Origin of the sequence: Paenibacillus sp. GYB003 (genome assembly GCF_036577625.1) — a bacterium.
In the GTDB taxonomy this organism is placed as follows: domain Bacteria; phylum Bacillota; class Bacilli; order Paenibacillales; family NBRC-103111; genus Paenibacillus_AB.
The window spans coordinates 153,781-170,397 of the sequence record NZ_JARBDC010000066.1 but is presented as its reverse complement, the minus strand read 5'-3'; the positions used below and the strand labels follow the sequence as shown (position 1 = coordinate 170,397).

Sequence of the window (16,617 nt, the reverse complement as noted above, 5' to 3'; positions counted from 1 at the left end):
TTATGAATGCGCTCGAAGTCCATCATTTAAAAATATGGGACGGCCTGACCGGCCGCGTGCTTGTTCGGGACAGCTCCTTCAACGTAAAGTACGGAGAATGCCTGGCCATCGTCGGAGAAAGCGGCAGCGGGAAGTCGTTGACCTGCCGGGCGATAATGCGGCTGATTCGGGCGGGGCTTCGCCAGTCCGGCAGCATCCTTGTGAACGGGGTCAATCTGTCCGAGCTTCCCGAGAAGGAGATGCGCCGGATGAGGGGAAGGCGGCTCTGCATGATCATGCAGAACGGCATGCGCGCATTCGATCCGTCCCGTCCCGTCGGCGCCCATCTGCGTGAGACGTTGGCCGTGCATGGGAAGCGGAGCCGCGAAGAGATGGCCGTCACCTTAAAAAAAGCAATGGAGAGCGTCGGCCTCGAGGACCCGGCCGCGGTAATGAGCCGCTATCCGCACGAACTGTCCGGCGGCATGCTGCAGCGGATCATGATCGCGCTCGCCATTGTGCTGGAGCCCGACGTTATTATTGCCGACGAGCCGACGACAGCGCTGGATGCCGTTACGCAATATGAGGTGGTGGAACAGTTCGTGCGATTGCGGAGCCGCACGGGCAGCTCGATGATTTTTGTTTCGCACGATCTGGGCGTTGTCAAACGTATTGCCGATGAGGTACTGGTCATGAAGGACGGAGAAATTGTTGAACGCGGCGAGACCGGCGACATATTCTCGGGGGCCCGGCATCCGTATACCCGTTATCTGGTGTCGTCCAAGCTGACGCTGACTCGTCACTTCATGCAGGTAATGGGGGGCCATGGCGGTGTTGAAAGTTGAAGGTGTGTGCAAATCGTACAAACAAGGCGGCTGGTTCGGCAAAGCGCGGCGGCAAGTGCTGTACGATATCGACTTTGAATGGAAGCGGGGCGAATGCCTCGGCATTATAGGCGAAAGCGGGTGCGGCAAATCGACGTTGGGGCGCCTGCTGCTCGGAATTGAAAAGCCGGATCGGGGCGCGATCACGTTCGCAGGCAAGCCGGTTTTGGATCGCGGTTCAAGAAGGGGAGGCATCAGCGCCGTCTTCCAGGACTATACGTCATCCATCAATCCGTTCTATACCGTAGAGCAGGCACTACTCGAGCCCTTGAAGCTTGCGAAAGAGACGCGCCGGTCGCGCAGAAGCAAAATCGAGCGCCTGCTGCGGCAAGTCGGCCTGGATGAATCCTATCTCCCGAAGTATCCCCACGAGCTGTCCGGAGGAGAAGCGCAGCGGGTATGCATCGCCAGAGCGGTTTCGACCGAGCCGGCATGCATCGTGCTGGACGAAGCGATCAGCTCGCTCGACGGCTCGGTTCAAATGCAGGTGCTTGAATTGTTGAAACGCTTGAGAGAAACGTACGGCATGGGCTATATCTTCATCACCCACGATATTCAGGCGGCGGCCTATCTGTGCGACAGGGTTATGATCGTCAAAAGCGGCCGGATCGAGGAGCTTGTCGAGGTCAATCGCTTGAGCGAAGTCGAGTCCCCCTACGCAAGGGAACTGCTGCGGAAGATCATGGTATGACGTACCGAAACAATGGGGAAGGAGCGCAAGCGGTGAAAGGAGCGTTATCCTGGGCGTTTCTGCGGCTGTATCTATTGACGCTATTGTATTTTAGCGCCAATTCGATTTTGAATGTGATGATCCCCTTGAAGGGGGAAGCGCTGGGCGCCTCCAATTCGACGATCGGAGTCATTATGGGGGCGTATCTGTTGACGACCATGATTTTCCGGCCATGGGCCGGCCAACTGATTCAGCGTCACGGGCCGATCAAGGTGCTGCGCGTCATTTTGGCCGTCAACGGGGTTGCGCTTGCGATGTATGCTTTTACCGGTCTTGGCGGCTATATCGTCGCCCGCATCCTGCAGGGGGTGTGTACGGCCTTTTTCTCGATGGCGCTGCAGCTGGGCATCATTGACGCCCTCCCCGACAAAGACCGTTCGCAGGGCATATCGATGTACTCCTTGTGCTCCTACTTGCCGGGCGTGATCGGTCCCTTGATCGCCGTCGGCATGTGGCAGACGGGGGAGATGAACGTGTTTGCGGCAGCCATGATCGCCATCGCGGTACTGACAAACGCGGCGGGCTACACGGCGAAAATCGTTCATAAGCCGGTCGAGGCGGCAGCGGAACGGCGGAACCAGGGCGCGGAGATGGTGAAATCGTTCGGCCAGCTGGTGCAAAACCCTCATTTGTTCAAAAGCAGCGTGCTGATGCTGAGCGCGTCATTGGTCTTCGGGGCGGTGACCGCCTTTATTCCGCTGTACGCCGCGCAGATCGAAAGCGGGAGCGCGGCCGTCTATTTGATGCTGCAGGCGGCGATTGTCGTTGCGGCACGCTTTGCGCTGAGGAAAAGAATTCCGTCCGACGGCAAGTGGCATTCCTTTTTTATGATGGGCACCATGCTTCTGCTCGCGGCGGCATCGCTCAGTATCAGCTTGGCGGCTGTGGGCGGAGCGCTCCTGTTATATATCGGCGCGCTATTGATGGGTGTCGCCCAAGCGCTGATTTACCCGACTTTGACGACTTACTTAAGCTTTGTATTGCCTAAGGAAAACCGCAATGTGCTGATCGGCTTGTTTATCGCGATGGCCGATCTGGGGGTATCTCTCGGCAGTATCGCGATGGGGCCGGTGGCGGATCTGTCGTCCTATTCCATGATGTATCTGCTTTGTTTCGCGCTTGGCATGGCGATGATGCTGGTTGCCTTCAACCGGCGTACAATGGGGGAAGTCGGATAGGGGAAAAGGGAAGCCCCCGCGCTCCTCCCGACAAACGGCGATTCGTATAAATTATTTATAATGAATGAATAGGGTGAATACGGCTTTGGAAAAAGAGTACCATTAGCTTGAGTCGGAGGGATGCCCGATGCGCCTCCTTCTCAAATACATGAAAATCGGAGCTGTATCATGGATCAAAAGAATCGTGTACGAGATGCTTGGAACGAATGGTCCGATACGGATTTTGCAAAATATCGCACGGACGAGAGGATTTCAAAGCTAATAGCACGCCCGGAATCGGCGTTTCACCCTACCACGTATTCAATGATTAAAGAGGTCTTCCCCAGCTTGCGGGGCAAACGAATTTGCGTACCTTCCAGCGGCGACAACCATGCCGTTTTTGCTTTTCATTTGATGGGAGCGACCGTTACTTCGGTTGATATTTCCGAACGTCAGCTGGAAAACGGTGCTGCAATTGCGAACAAACACGGTTGGGATATCCGCTTCGTTTGCGATGATACGATGGAGCTAAGGCATATAAAAAGCGATGAGTACGACTTTGTTTACACCTCGAATGGCGTTCATGTGTGGATGAACGATTTAAACGCCATGTACCGGCATATTTGCAGAATCCTTAAAAGCAAGGGTGCCTATATCATGTACGAGGTTCACCCGTTTACCCGTCCATTCGAAAATAATACGACGAAATTAGCGATAAAAAAGCCTTATGATGCGATCGGTCCTTTTGGAGAAATACCGGCTTATACATGGCGAATGCAAGATATCGTCAATGCGATCGTATCGTCGGGTCTCGGCATCAAGCATATGGAAGAGATGTACGCGGAGTACAATACTTATTGGTTTGAAGTTAGCGGCGAAAGAGAAACCATGTCGAAGGAAGAAGTCGATCGACTGTATCAATGGGAACACAATCCTTTGGCTGCGATTCCCCAATGGTTATCCGTTTATGCTGTTAAATGATTTTGACTATGATTGCATTTGCAGCGAAGAGCGAGACTTTCCATAGATTTATTATCAAGCTGCCGCTGAAGATAAACGGCAGCTTCGCTTCTATTTTGAACAGGGAAGAGCCGTGTTTACAGCACGGCTCCTTTTTTCGAATCCGTTGACTCGAGCCACATTAAGATTGTGATGTCGAAGCTGTCGGACTGACGCCCGCCTAAAACCATTTATGAAAAAATCGGAAATAAAACGAACCGAACGGCTCGCTGCCCCATCTAATGACTAGTTGCAAGAAAAGGGCAGTGAAAAGGAGGCTTCGGAATGTGCGGCTGGAAGACGATGTAATCCTGGCCCGGAAAGGCGACAGGGAAGCTTTTATCCGCTTGATCAAACGGTTGGAAACGAATTTGTATCGCGTAGCCCGGGCGATTGTGAAGCGGGATGAGGATTGTGCCGATGCGATCCAGGAAACGATATTGAAGGCTTATCAGTCCGTTAGCGCCGTTCGGGAACCGGCTTATTTCAAATCGTGGCTGCTGCGAATATTAATCAACGAGTGCAATCAGATCCTTAGAAGGCAAAAAAGAATGGTGCTGGCCGAACCCGATTTAACTCAGCCTGCTAGCCCATGCGAATATGACAAAATCGATGTAAAAGAAGCGGTCGATCGTCTGGAGGACACGCTTCGGATGGTGGTCACCCTGTACTATTACGAGGATTTGCCCCTTAAGCAAATCGCCGAGTTGTTGGAGACGACGGAAGGTACCGTCAAATCCCGGCTGCATCGCGCCCGATTGACTTTGGCGGAATGGCTCCGCATTCCCGCCGTCGAAAGGAAGGTCGGCTATGAAGGATAAGATGGATCAGGAGCTGAAGTCACGGATGGAGGGGCACGTCGTTGAGCTTCCGGACATAGTCAGGCTGCGAATCGACCAGACGCTGTCGTCCCTGCCCGCTGCAGGCGCGCAGACGGCTCGGTCCGGAGCGGCTTTTTCCCGAACAAGCCGAAGGACGTGGCGCCTCGCAATTGGAGCGGCAGCGCTTCTGCTTCTTATCGGCATCGTGTCCGTATTCGCCGTTCCTTCGCTGGCCGATCGTATACGCTCTCTGTTTACCCGCGACAATGTCGATATCGGATTGCTGCGGGCTCAAGAGTTCGGACTGGTACATCGCCCGAACATCAAGGTAAAGGACAAGGGGTACACCGTCAAGGTGGATGAAGTCGTGGCCGATCCGACGCGTATCGTGATGGCGCTCCAGCTTTTCGGACCGGACGGCCGGCATGACCGCAGAAGCCTCTTTTTTTCACGGGAAAACCAGGTGACGATTAAGGATGCTGAGGGGCGAATCGTCGGGACTATGTACGATATGGGACTTACCAACGATTTCTACTATATGGTCGCCTTTTTCCCCGAACCTCTGCAGACGGATTCGATTACACTGGAGGGCCAGCTTACGCAGCTTGGGAACGAAAATCGGAACATACCGGTTACCCGCGGGGATTGGAGCTTCCAATTTTCGGTCGACATGAAGGAAGCGAGGAAGCAAACGAAGGAAACGCCGTTCGAAGGCGGCTACACGTCGCCGGACGGAATGACGATCCGCTTGAAACGATTGACCCAAATGGTTCAGGGCGTTCGTCTGGAGCTGGAGACGGAGTTGAGTGAAGAAGCAATGATTCGTTCTCCGGGCGACCTGTGGAAAAAACAGATGCTGAAATTTCATTTCGAGGATGCCGAGGGGAACGAAATCCATAGCGTCAATACGCGGAAATCGCCTCATATGGACAGCTTAATGAGTCATTCGAAAATGCCGGGGAATAAACCGGGTCTGATGTACTGGAGCTTCATATTTCAGTATTTGCCTCACGATCAACCGTACCGGTTCGTGTTTGACGGTTACTCGATCGCGGAAACGGACGGAACTTCGGTTGAATTCGAGCCGGCCAAGCTGATCGATCAACCGGTTACGTTCCAATCGCACGGGGACGAGATCATTTTGAGGAAATTTACGGTCGAGTCTCCCCCCGACACGAACGGAAACGTTCCCGAAGGCGCTTTGCATATAAGCGGCAACCTTCGCAACGAAGATAGTTATAACGAGTATATCGTGCTGAGTGTTGACGGCAAGGAGTACGCGATTACCAAACGCGGCGTTTCGGGCGGAAGCGGAGCGGGGTGGAAAGATCAAAAGATTACGTTGTCCGGCGGCAGACCGGAGCTGTTCTATCAACTCCGCATGGCGCAGCTGCAAACGATACCGGATAAGCTCATCTTCAAGCGTACCGTCGTGGACAGGCTTTATAGCAATGTGGATTGGACGTTGCCTGCCCCGGATCTACGGAAATAGCGATCCCGGTGAATGTAATTCTAATGGGTATATGGAGGGAGACCGCGTGTTGGGGCTGCCGGGAAGATCAACGGCAGCCTCGTTATGTTAGCTGAGCTCTAACGGACAGTATTATGCAACTTTCCAAGCTTCGGGAACGTAAAATAAATGGAATGAATAACATTTTCAGGTGGGTAAAACTGGTGAAGTATATAGTTGTATTAATGGTCTTATGTTTCGCGGCATCGGGTTGTTCAAAGGAAGCCGAAGATCGAAGCGTGGAAATATCCCGCAGTTCGGTTTCGGTCGGCGCTGTATTTACCGGAGAAGAAGGCATGGACAACCAGAAGTTGGCTTACAGTATCGTGATGAATAATCCAAATAACATTAGTATCGTTGGCTCCGCAGATGTCATTTTCACAAAAAATATTAAAGAAAGAATAACCCGAATCCAATACGAGAGCGTTCATTACGACGACCGGGGAACGATAACTATAGCCGGCGAAATTATTTATGATGCAAGGGGCTTAACCAAGGATGAAGTTTCACAGTATGACTTTCTGAAAGGCGTGCAGTTCATTGGCGATGATAATGTAGAATATTTCCTTCCTATCATTCACTAACGGAGTACGAGTTCAAATCGATTGATGAGACGATACAATCAATTTGAATTTTCCCCTATCGCATTGCTGTGAAAAAAACAGGCCGGAAGTTCCCGGCCTGCTATATACTCGTTTACTGCTCACCGTCTCCCTTGGTCGGGATGAGGACCTCGAAGGGAGCGACGATTTTGTCATAGCCGTAGTCCACGATCGTGAACGTCAGCGGACTGACCAGATTCGTATCCGCGGTTTTCATCACATACCGGCTGCCCCCGTCGCTCGTTCCGCTTTGTCCGGAGCTCCCCAGTATACGTCTGCCTGCCGCATCGGAATCCGGCCTCATGATGATCGGACGCACGTCGGTATTCGCGTGATCCGGTTTGTCCATCGTGAATACCAGTTCATAAGCATCCGGCCAAAAGCGGCTTGTTACCAGGTTGATATCCTCCAATTTTAGCCGGTCGGTCGGGCTTTGTAGCAGCGATTTGTTATGGAGGTCGACCGATACTTGAAGCCGGTCTTTCTCCAATGCGCGTATACGAGAGGCGGATAAGGTCAACGACTGCGGTGTTTGAAAATACATGCTTTCAAAGTAAACCGTCCGGACATCGGACACGTACTCGGGGGAGTATATGCCCATCTCGATCGGCGCCCATTCGCGGCCAGTATTATCCAAAAGCCGCAAATCGTCGATACCGAAAATTTGCTTCTCGTTCTGTGCATCGTATTCGAAATCCAGCTGAACGACGGTAGGGTACAAGGTAGCCTGCCGGAAATGAATCCGCTGCCCGCCGACTGTGACCGTCTGCTGAATCGGCAGCGTTTTCCGCTTGCCGTAAAATTTCTCATGATCCACCGGCAATTCGACGACCCATTCCTCCATCAAAGGAATGCTTCTGCCGAGCTGCACCGGCTCGGCGCTCATTCCGGCTTTGATCTTAATACGGGTCGGGAGCTGCTGCGGGGTATTAAAGCGGTACTCGCTCTTGCCCTGAATGGTGTTGCCTTCCCGCATCAGATCCGCTTCCGGCGGCCACACCGAACCCGAAGCGTATCGTCCGATAACAGGTAACCGGTTATCCAAACCCAATCGTTCTTCCAGCGCATCGTAGAAATCGATCCCCCCCAGCCTTACATCGACGTATTTCTTCTCGTCGAAGCGCAGCGTGTAGAACAACACGACCCTCCACTCGTCAGCGATAATGCTGTCAATCGTCAGTTCGATGCCATCGCGCTCCGTCGAGGCCTTCACATGCTGTACGTAGTCATGCTGGGCGGCCAGCTGGATGCTGCGGTCAGCCCGCACCTTTTCTACTAATTGTTGGAGCAGCGGAATGTGGCTTAAGCCGGAAGCTACGACCGGGGATAAGCGGATCATCCCGATTAGGCCGAACAGCAATACAAGAACCGCCGCAGCTCCGTAGCAAACCGAACGTCTGACCGCTCGGATAAATCTGTATCGCCTCCGATATTTTCGGCCTTCGCTTATGCCGGCACGGATATAGCTCAACGCCTGATCCGGCACGCGAACATCCCCGGGCGGGGAAAGCATCGCCTCTACCTTCCGCATATCGTCCATCAGAGCCCGCTCTCCTTTCCCACTGTCGTTCGCAGCGCCGACAGCGCCTTATGCAGCCACGATTTTACTGTCCCGACCGGGCAGTCCAAAATATCGGAAATTTCCGTCAGAGTGTGCCCCTCGTAATATTTTAAAATGATGACCTGCTTCCAACGCGGATCCAATCGCTCCAGCTCTTGCTCCAATATATATTTGATTTCGTGATTATCTTCCATATACGCAAGCTCGGGCACATCCTGCGGGGCGAACCTTTTTTTTCGTTTCAACTCGTCCATGCAGACATTCAGCATAATACGGACGATCCAAGTGGAGAAAAATTCCGGTTTCTTGAGCGTACCGAGTTTGGCAAAAGCTCTGCAGCTTGTTTCCTGCAGCGCCTCCAGCGCATCCGGCTCGTTTCGCAAATAAAACCAGGCAATGCGGTACAGCTTGTTGACATGATGCTGCAGCAAATGGAAGATCGCTTGCTCGTCGCCCTCCTGGGCAAGTTTTACCAACCGGGGCAAATCCAAAGCTTCCCCTCCTTCCGGCTCGGATCGCTTTTGTGTTTCTTATGTTAGACTGCGCAGCGGTGAAAACGGTTTTTGTAGGATGGAAAGGGTTTTAACTTCTCTTGCTGTGTTTGGCGATGTATGCTCAAGGAGCATCCAAAGTCGAGTAGCGATCACACTGCGGTATCGGGCAGGAGAACGCAACTAAGAGGTAATATTTTGCGTCTTACCAACTATACGGATCTCGGCCGGACAGCGCCTTGGCATGGAAAGGGGGATAACGCTTTGAAATGGAAGGTCTCGTTCGGTATCGTATTGGTCGTCATCCTGATCGTCGCAAACTGGCTCTACCAGAACCGCAGCGAAGCGGTATACGAACGAATCACTAACCAAGACGGGTATACGTTGTCGCTTGTGAAGGAAGGCGTCGCAGCAGAGTTCTTCTTAAAGCCGGAATGGATTCCGAATCGGGACGGCGAAGAGAAGCGGTTGAATCTTGTCATCGAAGAGAAGTTCGACACGAAAATTGTATTGGAAAAGGTCGCGAAGCGAGAAAAGGACTTTTACATTCAACTAAATACGATCCCGCACCCGAACCGAGCCTCCGGGCAACTGCTGTCTACATCTCTCATTGCGGGCGGTTCTTTTACGAGCACAGGAAGTTTTACGAAATGGCAGGTTACCGACGCTGCGGGACGCGACCTGCTCGGGGGCAGCTTCGGCACGGGGGATGGGCCGGGAAATGTATCTTCGCTTTTCATTAACGATGCGGACCGCGGGAAGTTTGAGCAGGGGGCCAACGTACGTTTCTCGGGTTATTATTTATACGGATACCGACAACTGCCGGGGGAGTATGCAGCGTACTGGTTGCCGATCCTGTTTACGGCGATGTTGGTTGTCGTGCCGGCGGTGTTATATCGCAAGCGCTCGGAACCGGAGAACGGATTGGCGTGGAAGCTTATCGGCTATTTGCTGCTTGGAGGGTTTACGCTTTCGCTGAACGATACCCGGCTGCCGCTGGGCTTTGCCGTATACTGGTTGTTGTTCCGAAAGGCGAAGCCGAATCGCGGCATTAAGCATAAGGCGGCGTTGTTGGGTTTGCTGTTGTACGTTTCGCAGCTGATGATGCCCGGGATCGCCGGCGTTCTGGAGTCGCGACCCAGGGATACGGTCATTCGCAACGTATCGATGGAGCAGCTCGGGCTCGATGGGGTATGGAAGATGGTTGCGGCCCGAGTGGCGGTAAGCAGTCAGGCTAGACTTCTGAGCTACGAGACGGTGGTTGCGAGCGACGTCGGAGTGAAGGAGCTTTCGTTTCATTTGGTGGATCGGGACGATCGCGGGCGCTACATCCACACGGAAGCCAGTTACGATGTGTCGGGACAGTCGGTTGCGTTGAAGCGCAGCTGGACGGACGAGTGGCTGCAGTTCCCGCGGCAAATCATGGCGAAACATTTCTTCGAGAGGGCGCAGAGCCTGCATTTGATGGACTTGAAGCCTTCCGGCGGCGATCATCGGCTTGTGAAGCTGGAGCTCTTGGAAGACGGAACGCAGGTGAATTATGGAATGAAGGATGCACATACCCTCGGCGTGGATGAGCAGGGCGTCTTCAAGATCCGTGAGGAGCAACTGCCGGTTCAAGCCTATGTAATGATTGCATGCGGGGTGCCGCAATCCGTCCATCCGGTCTACGGCTGCGAGGATCCGGCGTATTATTTGTTTGATATCGCGGGAACGACGCTGCGATTGTCATAGGCTGGTAACGACCAGATACGCCCCGGAAAACAACAATAAGACGTAGGACAATATCCGAAACCCCCTCGGGCTGAACCGCGTAAACATCAGCTGTCCGCAAACGATGCCGAGGAGCAAAGCCGGAACGGCTGCGGCAGACGATACCCAGACCTGTTTTTCCGTCCCGCCGAAGCCGATTTGCAAACCGAGACTTACCGAGTACACGAGCAAATAGTAAGCAAGCGTTGTGCTCCGAAGCGTCGTTTTTTCGGTACCCGCGCCAGAAAAATAGAGCAGCAACGGTGGACCGGGAACGCCGATGCTCGTCGTCAGCAAACCGGAAATACCGCCCGTCAAATAGTCTCTGCCCGCAGTTTGCCGAATCGTGAATCGCATAATCAGCAGCACGGTCAGCAGGAGGATCAAGCCTCCGACGATCAGTTTCATCGCGCGGATGTCCATAAACAAATAAAGCAGCAAACCCGGAACAAGCATGATCAGGCTTCCTTTGATCAGCCTTGCCATCAGCGGTTTGACCACTTCTTTACCGACTTTAACCAACATAAACACGGAAATGCAGAGCGACAAGATAATGTTGATCTGAATCGCCGTATGCGCCGGATAAATCATCAGCAAGAAGGGTGTGCCGATTATTGAAAAGCCGAAGCCGGTGCCGGCCTGCAGCAAAGAAGCGGCAAATACGACGATCGCAAGCATGATCCAATCTTCGATACCAAACACCGCCTTCTACGGTTAAATTGTCTTTGCATTATAGGCATAGGTAGCCGGAAAAGGCAACCTCCGAATTGAACCGATTTCAATCGTTATCCCGGTTTACCTATTCCGGCCGGTGTTATCGCTCCGCTGTCATCGAATCTATAGTGCCGATCCCTTATCCTATGCCATTAAGATAAGGGATTCGAGGATCGCAAACCGCGATATCTAAGGATGAAATAAAAATGCTGAGGTGACAAAATTGGAGATACGAACGAGACTGGCGGCCGCGGAGGACGCGGAGCAGCTCGCAGCTCTGAATCAACGGTTTAACGGAGGGGACCGAAGACCGGTTGCGGAAATCGTAAAGAGTATGCGTACGTGCAGCGAATTGATTGTCGTGGCAGAATTGGACGGCAAAGTCGTCGGTTTTGGCTGCGCCCAAAGCTTCATGTCATTCTGTTATCGGGAGCTTCTGGGAGAAATAACGGAGATGTATGTGGAAGACTCCGTTCGCAGAAAAGGAATCGCGACGTCATTGATCGCTTGCCTGGAAAATCATTTGAAAGCTCGCGGAGTAACAGAGATTAAGGTGTTAACAGGAAGACGGAACGATGCGGCAATACGAACGTATGAGAACTGCAGCTACGTTAGGGACGATGAAGTGCTGCTAAAGAAAACGTTGACAATCGATCCGACAAATCCAATAACATCATAAGCGTCGCAACAAGGCGGGCGAAAACCGATCGCTTCGGTTCAGATTCCAAAGAACAAGCGGAAAGGCGGCTTCCCCGCCCGTTACAGGATTACCGGAGCGAGCAGAACGGCTGCAATAAGCAAATCCAAAACCGCGCAAAATTCCGCATACCCCCGCCGGACGACCTTACCGGTCCGAAAATGGGCCGCGTCCCAAATCGTATGGCCGATATAACCTGCCGCTAGAAGGATCAGCCCCGCTTCTCTGTCGACATACACGGACACTAACGCGATCACGCCGAATAAAGCCAATGCGACCGCTTGTATCAAGATGGTGCGAACCCCGCGGAGATGACCGCGAATTGCGCCTGAAATCGGATAGACAAGCGCTGCGAGAAACAGGATCAACGACATGGGATCCGTTGAAGCGGGGAGTCCCGTTGCGGCTATGGCCAACGCCGCGAAAGAGGGCCATCGTTTCTTCAGCAACTCCATCCCAAAAAACTCCGTTCTTTTCTTCTCTTCGATTGTTTCCTTTCCGGCCCGTTCCATTGCAATCACTCCTCGTTTTTGTTCTGCACACCAAAAGTATCACAATGCGATTCCTTTGACGTCCATCCGAGGTTGATTTTTATTTGGCGACTACATCGATCGATTGATGAGCAAGACGAATTCATCTGTTATGATGAAGGAAATCGCTCAATCGAAGGAAAGAACAATGAACAAAAACCTATTTCGGCACTTTGACGCGCGCGCCGCGCATATTACGTTTATCGTCGCCTTTTTCGTATTGATCTGGCCCGAGAATCCGGTTCCGCCTATTGCTGTTCTTATCGTTTACGTTTCCTTCGCGGCTTGCTGCTTATGGATGGCGGCGGCGCCAAAAGGATGGTGGAACGCTAAAAGGTACGTCATTGCGGTTTGCGTTCTTATAGCGATAGCCGTCATCGTTCGCTCCGTTCATTCCGATTCCCCCGATCACCGCATTTTCTGGCCGCTGCTGTACTTGCTGGGCGCAGCGGATCCGAAATGGAACCGTTCAACCGTTACTCTCGCCGTCGTCACGGTTTGCCTCATTTTTGGAATCATGCTGGTCGACGGGGTTTCCTACGGCGCCTTAATAGCGGCTGTCCTGATGTATATGGCGGTCCGAAACCAAAGCCTGCTTCGCGAAGCGCATCGAACGAACCGAAAGCAGCTTGACCAATTGCAAGCGGCGTATGCCGAGCTGCAGCGAACATCTGTCCAGGCAATGGGCTATGCTGCGCTGACGGAGCGTGCGAAGTTGGCGCGGGACATACATGACGGACTCGGACATCAGATGACCTCGCTTATCGTTCAGCTTCAAGCGCTGAAGCTGATGCTTCCAAAAGATCCGGTCGCGGCGGCAAACAGCGTGGACGAAATGTTGAAGGTAGCCAGGAAAGGGATGGATGAGGTCAGGCTGGCGGTAAAGGAATGGTCCGACGATGAGAAGGGTCTGGGACCGATTGCGCTGAAAGGCCTCGTCTCCCAAGTCGAAGCCAATTCGATGGTGCGGATCCGATATAAAGAAAACGGGCCTATCGGCGAGTGGCCGGTTGAATGCAGTACGATTCTTTACAGGATCTTGCAAGAAGCGTTGACCAATATTCTCAAGCACGCTGATGCGAATCAGGTCGAGGTTGCGGTAGAAGAAGCGAATGGCTATGTAAAGCTTCTCATTACGGACGACGGTCATTTCAGCGGGGAAAAGCCTCTGCATTTCGGATTCGGCCTGAGCGGTATGATCGAACGATGCCAAGCAGCCGGAGGAAGCATCGTTTTTTCCGCCAATTCGCCGAATGGTTTAAAGATACAAGCGATGATTCCGCTCGATCTTTCATCGAGTACGGTATAAGGAGACATGTTATGCAAACCGGAAAAACGATACGAATCGTGCTTGCGGATGACCAGCCTTTCATCCGAAAAGGGTTGCGTTACATATTGGATATTCAAAAAGATATGCTGGTGGTCGGCGAGGCTTCGACCGGCGAAGAAGCGATTGACGTTGCTTTACGGAACGTTCCGGACATCGTCCTGATGGATATCCGGATGCCGAGCGGAACGGGGATTATGGCGACAAGGGCGATTGTCGAAGCTTTGCCCGATACAAAAGTCGTCCTCTTAACGACATTCGACGTGGAGCAATACGTGTTCGACGGAATTCGGGCCGGGGCCTCCGGGTATTTGTTGAAGGATACGGATACCGATGAATTGCTGAGCGGCATACGCGCCATGCACCAGGGGGCAACTCTTTTCAACAGCAGCACGGCCAAACGGGCTCTAGACAAAATAGTGACCTCAGGGATGGAAGAGCCGACTTCCTCCGCGAGAGACCGGCTGCTTGGCGTCTTGACGGAGCGTGAAACGGAGGTTTTGCAGCTGCTCGCTTACGGGAAGAGAAATCATGAAATATGTGCGATTTTATGCATATCGGAAGGCACGACAAAAACGCACATCCACCATATCATGCAAAAACTTGGGGCGCAGGACCGCACACAGGCAGTAGTCACCGCAATTCGAATGAAGCTTGTGAAATAAGAGCAAGGGATACATGTCGGAAAACCGGCTTCCGCCCGGGTACCGCATCTTCCGCTCGCTTACACCGCCGTTTGCCGCTTGGACTTGCAGATTTTCCCGCGCCGTTGACAAGGCTGCCGGGCATTGATCGTCGGCCTTAGCTACCGCACAGAGTTCCATTTATGGTAAAATGAGGTTTAATCATGGGCGTCAGAGGAGTGTTCGAACAATGGAATTTATCATCGTGATATTAATTATAGGTTTCGCTTACATAATAAGTTACCTTAGAGCGATACATATTTCGCTTCAAAAAATATTAGATAAAAAATCTGGTGGAAACGAGTAGGCGTTGCAATGATTGATTAGGCTGCCTCGCTGCGATAACGGGCGGTTCTGTATAGCAAATTGTGTAAAGCGAGGTAATTAACAGTGGGAAGCTATGTATTTCCAGAGTTTATTTTTTTAAGACCAGTCTTTCTTACATTTATATTAGCATTACTTCTTGTGATGGTGATTGTTGTTTTCCAAAGGAAGAAATTATTTAACTTATTTTCAGTGTCATTCATATCAATCCTCTGCAGTTGTGTATCTGCATTAGCCATTTATGCAAGCGGCTACATTGTAGATGAATACAAGCGGAGATGAAATCTCATTTTTTATGTTCTTGGCCACCGTAGCTTTGTCCATCCTCAACGTATTGATTTATTTGTATAAACATATTCGTAAGGATGAAAATGGAGCTAGAACCTACTAAATATTTTGCACGCGTTAAGAAAGGTGGTTTGAATGGTAATGAGTGATATTCTGGTAAAAGCACGGTCGTTTATGCTTACACATGCCCGTTTGTTGGAACGCAGATTGTTTGAGGTTCGCTTTGAAGGCCAATCTCCCGTTGTCGTAGGTAATGTTGTGCGTGCCTACCAAAATGATGATGGCGGGCTAGGGCATGCGTTAGAACCTGATATTCGTTGCCCAGAAAGCCAACCGCTTTTAACTTCTTTTGGTCTTGGGGCTTTGGAAGAAGCAGGGTATCGTGACGTAGGATTTGCGGCTTCTATTTGTAATTATCTTAAGTCAGTCTCTGGCGAGAATGGTCTTGTCTCATTTTTCACAGAATCTGCATATCAGTCGCCTGTGGCAAGTCATTGGATAAACTACACTATATCTCCCGGTCTTAATCCTACAGCAGATATTTGTGGACTTCTACACTATCAGGGAGTTGAAGACGAATGGTTGACGTTGGCAACAGGGACCTGCTCAAAAATACTTGTCGAGGATCCTCCGTTTGAGGCTCACGCTCTTTTATGTGCTGCCAGATTGGCAGAATATATACCCGATAAGGTAATGGCAGAAAATCTGCTGGATGCAATCGCGACAGCTCTCCCACGAGCTAGATTTTTTAAGATAGATGTTTCTTCAGAAGCTTACGGCCTGACGCCTCTTCATTTCGCACGTAAACCCGACTCAATATGTCGACCATTATTCACACAAAGCCAGATCGACAGTCACCTTGAAGTACTTACAAAACATCAATTGCCGGATGGCGGGTGGCCCATTAATTGGAAGGCTCCAGGTCCATCTTCCGAGATGGAGTGGCGTGGTCGGCTAACCCTAGAGGCCATATCCAGATTATCTGATTATGGCGTAATAAAAGTTTGAAACTCCATAAATGCTTCGACTAACAGGTACGCTAGTTGAATGTTTTTAAACAACTTTATGCGTTGGAGTAACTTATAGGTATTATCTATTGAGCAAATTATTTTAATATATTTCACAAATATCGATGTCAGAGTTATCCTATTTAATAAAGGGAAACATTCAACCGGAGGGGATACAATGGTTATCTCAACAAGCGGAAGCGAAGCTTATATTAACGAGCTTTTTAACGGTACTTCGAAAATTTATTCCGATGTTGCCGAGGATAAGGGGGGAAGCGGCAACTATTTTGACCGCATGATCTAATAGAATCCGGTTTTGCTTCTTGTTTAACTATTACAACGCGAATGGTGTTGGATTCTATGAATTTATCTTAAGACGGGATTACTGTTAAAGTTGAATTAGATAGAAGAAATGAAGAAAAGACTATATTTAAGTATCAAATCGATATTTCCGGATCAATCGCTAAAGAAACCAGGGAGGAAGTATTGAAAAGGGTTGCGAACCGCCCCGTAAAAAAAACATTATCGAAACAGCTGGAATTTATTAATGTATGCAATATG

Annotated in this window: 16 protein-coding genes and 1 pseudogene; 13 read left to right on the top strand and 4 right to left on the bottom strand. The window is 51.3% G+C overall.

Going from position 1 to position 16,617, the window contains the following annotated elements; all coding sequences use genetic code 11:
- Nucleotides 1-2: 2 nt before the first annotated feature.
- The 7 genes from cntD (at nt 3) to PV407_RS21460 (ending at nt 6,664) form a co-directional block, all read left to right on the top strand.
- Nucleotides 3-824, top strand: a complete 822-nt coding sequence (cntD, locus tag PV407_RS21490; RefSeq protein WP_332092039.1) for a staphylopine uptake ABC transporter ATP-binding protein CntD — start codon at nt 3-5, stop codon at nt 822-824.
- Nucleotides 811-1,554 carry an ABC transporter ATP-binding protein gene (locus PV407_RS21485; RefSeq protein WP_332092038.1) on the top strand — a complete coding sequence of 248 codons (744 nt, stop codon included), beginning with the start codon at nt 811-813 and terminating at the stop codon, nt 1,552-1,554. Before cntD ends, PV407_RS21485 begins: the two co-directional genes overlap by 14 nt.
- Before the next feature lie 32 nt (nt 1,555-1,586).
- Entirely contained in the window at nt 1,587-2,771 is a 1,185-nt protein-coding gene (cntE, locus tag PV407_RS21480) for a staphylopine family metallophore export MFS transporter CntE (RefSeq protein ID WP_332092037.1), read from the top strand.
- 168 nt (nt 2,772-2,939) lie between these two features.
- Complete coding sequence (locus PV407_RS21475) at nt 2,940-3,731, top strand: class I SAM-dependent methyltransferase (protein WP_332092036.1); 792 nt, start codon at nt 2,940-2,942, stop codon at nt 3,729-3,731.
- Nucleotides 3,732-4,036: 305 nt separating this feature from the next.
- Nucleotides 4,037-4,570, top strand: coding sequence for a sigma-70 family RNA polymerase sigma factor (locus PV407_RS21470; protein WP_332092035.1), 534 nt, complete (start codon nt 4,037-4,039; stop codon nt 4,568-4,570).
- Nucleotides 4,560-6,062 carry a DUF4179 domain-containing protein gene (locus PV407_RS21465; protein WP_332092034.1) on the top strand — a complete coding sequence of 501 codons (1,503 nt, stop codon included), beginning with the start codon at nt 4,560-4,562 and terminating at the stop codon, nt 6,060-6,062. Before PV407_RS21470 ends, PV407_RS21465 begins: the two co-directional genes overlap by 11 nt.
- 182 nt (nt 6,063-6,244) lie before the next feature.
- On the top strand, nt 6,245-6,664 hold the full coding sequence (locus PV407_RS21460; RefSeq protein ID WP_332092033.1) for a hypothetical protein: 420 nt from the start codon (nt 6,245-6,247) through the stop codon (nt 6,662-6,664).
- 112 nt (nt 6,665-6,776) lie between these two features.
- On the opposite strand, the gene PV407_RS21455 is transcribed toward PV407_RS21460, so the two are convergent.
- Together PV407_RS21455 and PV407_RS21450 are read right to left on the bottom strand one after the other, a co-directional pair.
- Nucleotides 6,777-8,222: a DUF4179 domain-containing protein gene (locus tag PV407_RS21455; protein ID WP_332092032.1), complete on the bottom strand. Its 1,446-nt coding sequence runs from the start codon at nt 8,220-8,222 to the stop codon at nt 6,777-6,779.
- On the bottom strand, nt 8,222-8,734 hold the full coding sequence (locus PV407_RS21450; RefSeq protein WP_332092031.1) for a sigma-70 family RNA polymerase sigma factor: 513 nt from the start codon (nt 8,732-8,734) through the stop codon (nt 8,222-8,224). Before PV407_RS21450 ends, PV407_RS21455 begins: the two co-directional genes overlap by 1 nt.
- 264 nt (nt 8,735-8,998) lie before the next feature.
- Here PV407_RS21450 and PV407_RS21445 point away from each other — a divergent pair, with 264 nt between their 5' ends.
- Nucleotides 8,999-10,468 carry a hypothetical protein gene (locus tag PV407_RS21445; protein WP_332092030.1) on the top strand — a complete coding sequence of 490 codons (1,470 nt, stop codon included), beginning with the start codon at nt 8,999-9,001 and terminating at the stop codon, nt 10,466-10,468.
- Here the strand turns inward: PV407_RS21445 and PV407_RS21440 are convergent.
- Nucleotides 10,463-11,164: a sulfite exporter TauE/SafE family protein gene (locus PV407_RS21440; RefSeq protein WP_332092029.1), complete on the bottom strand. Its 702-nt coding sequence runs from the start codon at nt 11,162-11,164 to the stop codon at nt 10,463-10,465. The two genes, PV407_RS21445 and PV407_RS21440, sit on opposite strands and share 6 nt — an antisense overlap.
- 370 nt (nt 11,165-11,534) lie before the next feature.
- Here PV407_RS21440 and PV407_RS21435 point away from each other — a divergent pair, with 370 nt between their 5' ends.
- The gene (locus tag PV407_RS21435; RefSeq protein ID WP_442951695.1) at nt 11,535-11,879 is read left to right on the top strand and encodes a GNAT family N-acetyltransferase; all 345 of its coding nucleotides are present in this window, start codon (nt 11,535-11,537) and stop codon (nt 11,877-11,879) included.
- Between the two features lie 80 nt (nt 11,880-11,959).
- Here PV407_RS21435 and PV407_RS21430 read toward each other — a convergent pair whose 3' ends face one another.
- On the bottom strand, nt 11,960-12,409 hold the full coding sequence (locus tag PV407_RS21430; RefSeq protein WP_332092027.1) for a hypothetical protein: 450 nt from the start codon (nt 12,407-12,409) through the stop codon (nt 11,960-11,962).
- Between the two features lie 130 nt (nt 12,410-12,539).
- Between PV407_RS21430 and PV407_RS21425 the strand changes: the two genes are divergently transcribed.
- The 4 genes and pseudogenes from PV407_RS21425 (at nt 12,540) to PV407_RS21410 (ending at nt 16,057) form a co-directional block, all read left to right on the top strand.
- Nucleotides 12,540-13,736 carry a sensor histidine kinase gene (locus PV407_RS21425; RefSeq protein WP_332092026.1) on the top strand — a complete coding sequence of 399 codons (1,197 nt, stop codon included), beginning with the start codon at nt 12,540-12,542 and terminating at the stop codon, nt 13,734-13,736.
- Between the two features lie 11 nt (nt 13,737-13,747).
- Nucleotides 13,748-14,419, top strand: a complete 672-nt coding sequence (locus tag PV407_RS21420) for a response regulator transcription factor (RefSeq protein WP_332092025.1) — start codon at nt 13,748-13,750, stop codon at nt 14,417-14,419.
- A gap of 408 nt (nt 14,420-14,827) precedes the next feature.
- Nucleotides 14,828-15,152: pseudogene (locus tag PV407_RS21415) on the top strand (hypothetical protein).
- A gap of 38 nt (nt 15,153-15,190) precedes the next feature.
- The gene (locus PV407_RS21410; RefSeq protein ID WP_332092024.1) at nt 15,191-16,057 is read left to right on the top strand and encodes a hypothetical protein; all 867 of its coding nucleotides are present in this window, start codon (nt 15,191-15,193) and stop codon (nt 16,055-16,057) included.
- Nucleotides 16,058-16,617 lie beyond the last annotated feature (560 nt).

Coding starts and splice junctions, on each gene's coding strand:
- PV407_RS21410 (WP_332092024.1), top strand. CDS start 15,191: ATGAGTGATATTCTGGTAAAAGCACGGTCGTTTATGCTTACACATGCC.
- PV407_RS21435 (WP_442951695.1), top strand. CDS start 11,535: ATGCGTACGTGCAGCGAATTGATTGTCGTGGCAGAATTGGACGGCAAA.
- PV407_RS21425 (WP_332092026.1), top strand. CDS start 12,540: ATGATGAAGGAAATCGCTCAATCGAAGGAAAGAACAATGAACAAAAAC.
- PV407_RS21465 (WP_332092034.1), top strand. CDS start 4,560: ATGAAGGATAAGATGGATCAGGAGCTGAAGTCACGGATGGAGGGGCAC.
- PV407_RS21430 (WP_332092027.1), bottom strand. CDS start 12,409: ATGGAACGGGCCGGAAAGGAAACAATCGAAGAGAAGAAAAGAACGGAG.
- PV407_RS21455 (WP_332092032.1), bottom strand. CDS start 8,222: ATGGACGATATGCGGAAGGTAGAGGCGATGCTTTCCCCGCCCGGGGAT.
- cntD (WP_332092039.1), top strand. CDS start 3: ATGAATGCGCTCGAAGTCCATCATTTAAAAATATGGGACGGCCTGACC.
- PV407_RS21440 (WP_332092029.1), bottom strand. CDS start 11,164: ATGCTTGCGATCGTCGTATTTGCCGCTTCTTTGCTGCAGGCCGGCACC.
- PV407_RS21420 (WP_332092025.1), top strand. CDS start 13,748: ATGCAAACCGGAAAAACGATACGAATCGTGCTTGCGGATGACCAGCCT.
- PV407_RS21475 (WP_332092036.1), top strand. CDS start 2,940: ATGGATCAAAAGAATCGTGTACGAGATGCTTGGAACGAATGGTCCGAT.